The organism is Saccharomonospora halophila 8, assembly GCF_000383775.1.
In the GTDB taxonomy this organism is placed as follows: domain Bacteria; phylum Actinomycetota; class Actinomycetes; order Mycobacteriales; family Pseudonocardiaceae; genus Saccharomonospora; species Saccharomonospora halophila.
The window spans coordinates 23,306-29,589 of record NZ_KB912547.1 but is presented as its reverse complement, the minus strand read 5'-3'; the positions used below and the strand labels follow the sequence as shown (position 1 = coordinate 29,589).

The 6,284-nt window shown below is 72.0% G+C and carries 6 protein-coding genes and 1 pseudogene; 5 read left to right on the top strand and 2 right to left on the bottom strand.

Annotation, left to right across the window (positions count from 1 at the left end):
* A pseudogene (locus SACHA_RS21585) lies at positions 1 to 288 on the top strand (metal ABC transporter permease); the annotation flags it as partial.
* A 7-nt stretch (positions 289 to 295) separates the two neighbouring features.
* Here the strand turns inward: SACHA_RS21585 and SACHA_RS0111150 are convergent.
* Positions 296 to 1,525: a DUF445 domain-containing protein gene (locus SACHA_RS0111150; protein ID WP_028663089.1), complete on the bottom strand. Its 1,230-nt coding sequence runs from the start codon at positions 1,523 to 1,525 to the stop codon at positions 296 to 298.
* Positions 1,526 to 1,654: 129 nt separating this feature from the next.
* Here SACHA_RS0111150 and SACHA_RS21580 point away from each other — a divergent pair, with 129 nt between their 5' ends.
* The 4 genes from SACHA_RS21580 (at position 1,655) to SACHA_RS0111130 (ending at position 4,628) form a co-directional block, all read left to right on the top strand.
* Complete coding sequence (locus SACHA_RS21580) at positions 1,655 to 2,647, top strand: DivIVA domain-containing protein (protein WP_019809731.1); 993 nt, start codon at positions 1,655 to 1,657, stop codon at positions 2,645 to 2,647.
* Entirely contained in the window at positions 2,625 to 3,293 is a 669-nt protein-coding gene (locus tag SACHA_RS0111140) for a class II aldolase/adducin family protein (protein WP_019809728.1), read from the top strand. Before SACHA_RS21580 ends, SACHA_RS0111140 begins: the two co-directional genes overlap by 23 nt.
* Positions 3,294 to 3,349: 56 nt before the next feature.
* On the top strand, positions 3,350 to 4,048 hold the full coding sequence (locus SACHA_RS0111135) for a hypothetical protein (RefSeq protein ID WP_019809727.1): 699 nt from the start codon (positions 3,350 to 3,352) through the stop codon (positions 4,046 to 4,048).
* A 97-nt stretch (positions 4,049 to 4,145) separates the two neighbouring features.
* The gene (locus SACHA_RS0111130; RefSeq protein WP_019809725.1) at positions 4,146 to 4,628 is read left to right on the top strand and encodes a hypothetical protein; all 483 of its coding nucleotides are present in this window, start codon (positions 4,146 to 4,148) and stop codon (positions 4,626 to 4,628) included.
* 39 nt (positions 4,629 to 4,667) lie between these two features.
* Here the strand turns inward: SACHA_RS0111130 and SACHA_RS0111125 are convergent, their stop codons facing one another.
* Positions 4,668 to 6,014, bottom strand: a complete 1,347-nt coding sequence (locus SACHA_RS0111125; protein ID WP_019809723.1) for a DUF2252 domain-containing protein — start codon at positions 6,012 to 6,014, stop codon at positions 4,668 to 4,670.
* Positions 6,015 to 6,284 lie beyond the last annotated feature (270 nt).

Below are 6,284 nucleotides of genomic sequence, written 5' to 3'. Positions count from 1 at the left end.
GCCGCCGCGCGGGTGACCGCCAGCCCGCTGCGGGCGACGGTGCTCGCGGTGCTGTTCGCGGAGACGGCCGCGCTGGGCGGGATCGTCCTGTCGCTGGCGCCGGGCGCCCCGGTCAGCTTCTTCGTCACCGCGATCTCGTTCGCGATCTACCTGACCTGCCGGGTCGTCGCGTTCGCCCGGGAACGGGCCACCCGCCGGATCGACCGGGCCGGTACCGAGGGCGGCGCGGAGGCGGCCGTCGGTGTGGACGACGGGGCCAGGGTGCGCACCGGGGCACCGCCGGTGTGAGCCGTGTTCAGTGCAGCATCAGCAGCACCTGGAGTTCACCCACGACGCCCCCGATGATCCCGCCGACGACCACGAGCTTCCACTCGTCCTGCCGGACCGCGGGGCGCAGCAGGCCCTCGAACTCGACCGATGTCATCCGCAGCATCCGGTCCTCGACGAGGTTGGCCACGTCCATCGCGCGTGCCAGGTAGCCCTCGGCGTGGGCGAGAGTGTCCGGCAGTGCCTCGACCGCGCGGGCGGCCGCCGCGTCCTTCATCTCCTCCAGCCTGCGGCGGCCGACGGTGGCCGTCACCAGCGGCCCCGCGTTCCGGGCGTGCTCGTCGACCGCCGCGGAGACCTCGCGCCGGATCAGCGCGACCACGCGGTCGGAGCGCGGCCCGCGCAGCACGGCGTCGAGCAGGTTCGGCACGGTCAACAGTTCGTTGGCGACGAGATCGCCGTACTGCCGGGCGACCTCGGCGCGCCTGCGCTGGAACTTGCCGTGCAGCAGCAGGCCCCCGGGCAGCCGCACCGGATCGCGGGGCACGAACACGAGCTTGATCGCGAGCCAGTCGGTGAACAGGCCGATCGCGGCCCCGAAGACCGGCATGACCAGCGGGTTCTTCGTCACCGCCCACACGACCGACTGCGCGACGCCGAGAGCGAGACCGAACCAGATGCCGGAGCGGGCGATGAAGGCCATCTCCGGCCGCGAGGTCTCCCGGATCAGGCGCACCAGCAGTGCCTTGTCCCGGGTGAGGCGCTGCACGCTCAGATGCCTGATGTCGAGGATGGTGTCGATGTCGTCGCGCAGCTCGTCCATCACCTGCCGGACCACCCGTGGTGAGGAGGCCTGGACCTGCTTGACCACCAGGTCGCGCGCCATCGGCGGGAGCCGTTCCCACAACCTCGGGTGGTACTCGGCGAGCACGTCCCGGGCGATGTCGTCGACGGCCCGCAGCAGCGGTTGTTCCATCTCCCGCGTCAACCGGGCCGGGTCGATGCGGGAGAACACGTCGGAGACGCTGAGCAGGTTGGTGGTCAGCAGTTCGGCGGCCTTGGCCGCCATCCGGCCGCCGTGCGCGGGCACGACGCCCTGCCAGCCGAGCACGGTTCCGGGGATCCCGACGAACTCCAGCGGGCGGAACATCATTTCGACGGCGACCCGCTTGGTGACGTAGCCGATCAGTGCGGCGACCACGGGGATCGCGGCGTAGAGCGGCCAGTTCGCGGCGAGGTCGTCGAGCACAGCCCGCACCGCGCGACCTCCTTACCTTCGGGGGAACCGAAATCCCATCGTGCCTTTCGCCGCACCCCGCGGGCGGCTCGCCGGACCCGCGGCGCGGCGGGTATGGGATTCGTCACGTCGGATCATTATGGTTGCCCGATGGCTGACGCGCAGGTATCCCCCACGCAAGCGACCAACCCGCAGTTCGCGACCGCCTTCCGCGGTTACGAGCAGAGCCAGGTGGACGAGCACGTCCAGCGGCTCACCGACGAACTGGCCGAGGCGACCCGGCACCGGGACGAGGCCTCGGCCTCGGTGGCGGAGCTGACGAAGGCGCTGAGCTACGCCCAGCAGGAACTCGCGGACACGAAGACCGCCCTGTCCCGCATGGTCGACGATCCGGCGGGTCCCGCCGCGATGACCGAACGGGTCAAGACCATGATGCAGCTCGCCGAGGAGGAGATCGCCGAACTGCGGGCCAAGGCCGAACAGGACGCCACGGACGCACGCCAGGCCGCCGACGCCTACGCGGAGAAGACCCGGAAGAAGGCGGACGAGGCGGCCGAGAAGCGGGCGGAGGAGGCCGAGGCCGAACGCACGCGCCTGGACGAGGAGGCCGACCGGCGCCGCCGGGAGCAGCAGGAGGCCATGGACAGACAGCTCGCCGACGAGCGCGCCGAGGCGGAGCGGGCCGCGGCCGAGCTGGAGCGGACCACCCGCGAGAAGTGTGACGAGCTGATCGCCGACGCGGAGCGCAGGCTGGCCGAGGCCGAGGCGCGCCGCCGGGAGGCCTACGAACTGCGGGCGCTGGTGGCCGAGCGGCTGAGGTCGAGCCAACAGGCGGTGACCGACGCGCTCGACCGGCTCGGCTCGGATCCCACGCCGGAGGAGATCCGCCGCGCGGGCGCCCGGGAGTCCGGCCCCGATCCCGACGCCCCGGAGTCCGCCACCGCGGATGCGAAGTCCTCCGCCGAGAAGCCCACCGCCGAGAAGCCCACCGCCGAGAAGCCCACCACCCAGAGTGGGAAGTCCTCCGGCACCTCCCGCGCAAGGTCCGGTTCCACCGGGGCGAAGAAGTCCGGGTCCTCCGAGACGTCCGGGTCCTCCGGCACGAGGAAGGCCGGGGAGAATGGCGGTCGTGCTACTGAGTGAACAACGGACGGCGGTCTGCGACTACGCCCGGCGGATGGTCGCCGACGGCCTCGTGGTCGGCACCTCCGGCAACGTCTCCGCCCGCGCGGGTGAGTACGTCGCGGTGACCCCTACCGGCGTCGACTACGGGTCGCTGCGTCCCGACGACATCCCCGTGGTGGCGCTGGACGGGTCCGTCGTGGACGGCTCGCTGCGGCCCACGAGTGAGCTGCCCATGCACCTGGCGGTGTACCGGGAGGCGGAGGACCCGGACGGGGCACCGGTCACCGCCGTGGTGCACACCCATTCGGTGCATGCCACGGCGGTGTCCACCCTGGTGGACGAGGTGCCCCCGGTGCACTACATCCTCGCCACGCTCGGGCCGAGCGTGCGCGTGGCGCCGTACGCCACCTACGGGACCACCGAGCTGGCCGAGCGGATGCTGGCGGCGCTGGACGGCCGGCGTGGCTGCCTGCTCGGCAACCACGGCACGGTGACCTACGGCGACGGCCTCGACGCCGCCTACCACCGGGCGCGGCAGCTGGAATGGGCCTGCCAGCTGTGGCTGCTCGCCCGCTCGGCGGGCACCCCCCGGGTGTTGCCGCCCGCCGAGGTGGAGCACGTCGTCGACCGGCTGCGCGGGTACGGACAACCCGGCGCACGCTGACACCCGGCCGGGCGAACGTCCTGCCGGAGCGGCACGGGCGGGGCACCATCGACGGTGTGGACCCGGACGACTCGGACACCGTCGAGAAAACCTCGTCGGTCGTCGACTTCGACGTGTACGGACTCGACGCGACCTTCGAGGGCGCGCGTTGGGTGGACTTCTTCGAGGGGCTGCCCGGCAGACCGCCGTGGGCGCTGTGGCTCGGCCACCGCGAACCGGACTCGGACAGCGGCGTGCGGGTGGGCACCCTGCCCCGGCAGCGCTACGAAGCGGTGATGTGCCCGAACGGCAAGGACCCGCTGGTGGAGGTCGCCTTCAGCGGGGCGTTCGGCGTCATCAACCTGACCCTGCCGACCTCCACGGTGCCGCGCCCGGAGGGGTTCATTCCGGCGCTGGTGGAGCACGCCGAGCAGCAGGCCCGCCGCTACGCCGACTGGCCGATCGTGTGGTGGGAGATCGAGGGCGCCCAGGTGCGGGCCCGGGTGTGGCACTTCGCGGGCGGCTGGGCCGCGTTCTCCACCGCGCTGGACGACGCCTACCTCGTGGCCGTGGGCGTCGGGACGGAACCGGCGAACCTGTCGTTCGTCCCGATCGAGGACACCTCCGTCTACGACGCCGACCTCACCGCCCCGCTCGACTTCGCGGAACTGGGGCGGAAGAAGAGCGTGCGGCCGGAGGCCTGGCTGCCCCCGCCCCGGCGCGACGACTTCCATCCCGACCAGTTCGCATTCCTGCCCGACACGGAGGCGAGCTGACCCGGACGGGGACGGCACGGACGGACGGTGATTGCGCCGCGGCGCACCGGGGCACCCGGGCGGTGGACAGGACCAGGGAGCGAGGAGGTCGCCAGCCGTGACGAACTGGTGTCGCAAACCACGCAGGCGCCGGAGCACCGGCGGTCCGCTGGATCCGCGGTCGTGGAACACCACGCACCTCCCGGCCCGGATCACCACCGGGGCGTTCATCCTCAACTCCGGTTACACCAAACGCGGCGCCGACGAGGACACGGCGAGCCAGCTGCACGGCTTCGCCGCGGGCACCTATCCGCAGCTCAAGAACATCGAGCCACGCAACTTCGTCCGCCTGCTCTCGGCCGGGGAGATGGTGCTCGGCACGGCACTGCTCGTCCCGGTCATCCCGTCGGCCGTCGCCGGAGCGGGCCTGGCCGCGTTCTCGGCGGGCCTGCTGGGGCTGTACGTGCGCACGCCGGGGATGCGCCGGGAGGGCAGCATCCGCCCGACCGAGGAGGGGCTGTCGCTGGCCAAGGACGTCTGGATGCTCGGCATCGGCGCCTCCCTCGTCCTGGACGACGTCCTGGCACGCCGCCGCCGCTGAGCCGTGAGCGGGGCACTGCCGTGTCCGCGGGGAGTGCCGTCATCCGGTGCCGGAGGAGCGCACGCCCGGGATCTCGCCGTTGCGGAAGGCGTTGACGAACAGCCGGTGATCCTCCCGGGTCCGCACGGCGTAGTGCATCCCGAAGTCCACGAGATCCCGGACGAACGCCGAGGAGTCCGTACCGATCGCCGCGGCGATCGCGTCCTCGGCCTGGAAGGTCACCAGCGTCTGCTCGGAGTCGGCGTCGGCGACGCAGTGCATCTTCGCCGTCGCCATGCCCAGGTAGCGCAGGACGGGCGCCATCTCGGCGGGTTCGGTCAGGTCCGACCAGTCGAGGTCGCGCACGTACGGGGACAGCTCGGAGACGACGAACCCGGTCCCGTCGATCTCGGTGTGCCCGAGCCACGGGTCGGCGTGGGCCTGCAACGCCCGCTGGGAGACCGCCGTGCGGTGCCCGTGGTGGTGAAAGTGGTCGTGGATCCGCGCGTCGTCGACCACCCGGCTCGGCGCGGCGACGTTGCCCTGCTTCATCGACAGCACGACGTCGTTCCCCAGCGCCTGGGTGCGCCCCTCCACCAGCACGTTGTACGCGGGCAGCCCCGCCGAGCCGATGCCGAAACCCGCGCGCCCGACGATGCTCTTCACCTCGTAGGTGAGGCTGCCGAAGCGCTTGTTCTCCGGGATCGTGCCCAGGTACCGGTCGAACGCCGCCCGCACGGTGGCGTACTCGTCGTCACCGAGTTCCCGGGTCCCGGGGCCGTGGCGGAACCGCCGGTCGTAGTTCTCGACCACGGTCACCGCGTCGAGCAGCTCCACCCGGGTGCTCATCCGGGCGTCCAGCAGCACGTCGTGCACCAGGCCCTCGGTGTTGTCGAGCTGGAGCCGGAACCTCACGTCGTCCGGACGCTCGGCGAAGTGCCGCACCTGGTCGACGTAGGCACGCAGGTAGGTCTCGATCAGGTGAGCGATGTCGTCGTCCGAGATCGCCTTCGTCCACGCGATCAGCGCGACACTGGCCACCAGCCGCCGCAGGTCCCAGGTGAAGCTGCCGAGGAACGCCTCGTCGAAGTCGTTGACGTCGAAAACGAGGACCCCGCCGGAGTCCATGTAGGTACCGAAGTTCTCCGCGTGCAGGTCGCCCTGGATCCACACCCGCCCGGTACGGTCGTCGGCCCACGGGTCGTCGAGCGCGACCATGTCGCGGTAGAACAGCGGTGCCGAGCCCCGGTAGAAGCTGAACGGGTCGGCGGCCATCTTGCGGAACTTCTTGCGGAACGCGGCCGGGTTCGCCCGCATCAGCTCGTCGAACGCCTCGACCAGCACCTCGACGATCTCGCCGCGCCGCTCGTCGCTGTGTTCGCGGAGCCGCACCATCGGATCGCTCATCGTCGCGACCTCGCATCCTCGTCCGGCCGGGACCGTGGCCGCCCGCGGGACGGCGCCTCTCCGCCAGTCTCACACGACCACCGGGGCAGCGCCATGCTCCGGCGGACCCTGGTCAGTCGCCGGTGGCGCCGAGGGTGTCGACGGGGCACCAGTGGTCACGGCGGGGGTCGTCGAGGCAGGCCTGGATGCAGTCCGGGCAGAAGCGGCCGTCGACGGTGCCCCGGGGCCGGTGCGGCCGGGCCACCGGCTCGACCGCGCACACCGCGCACG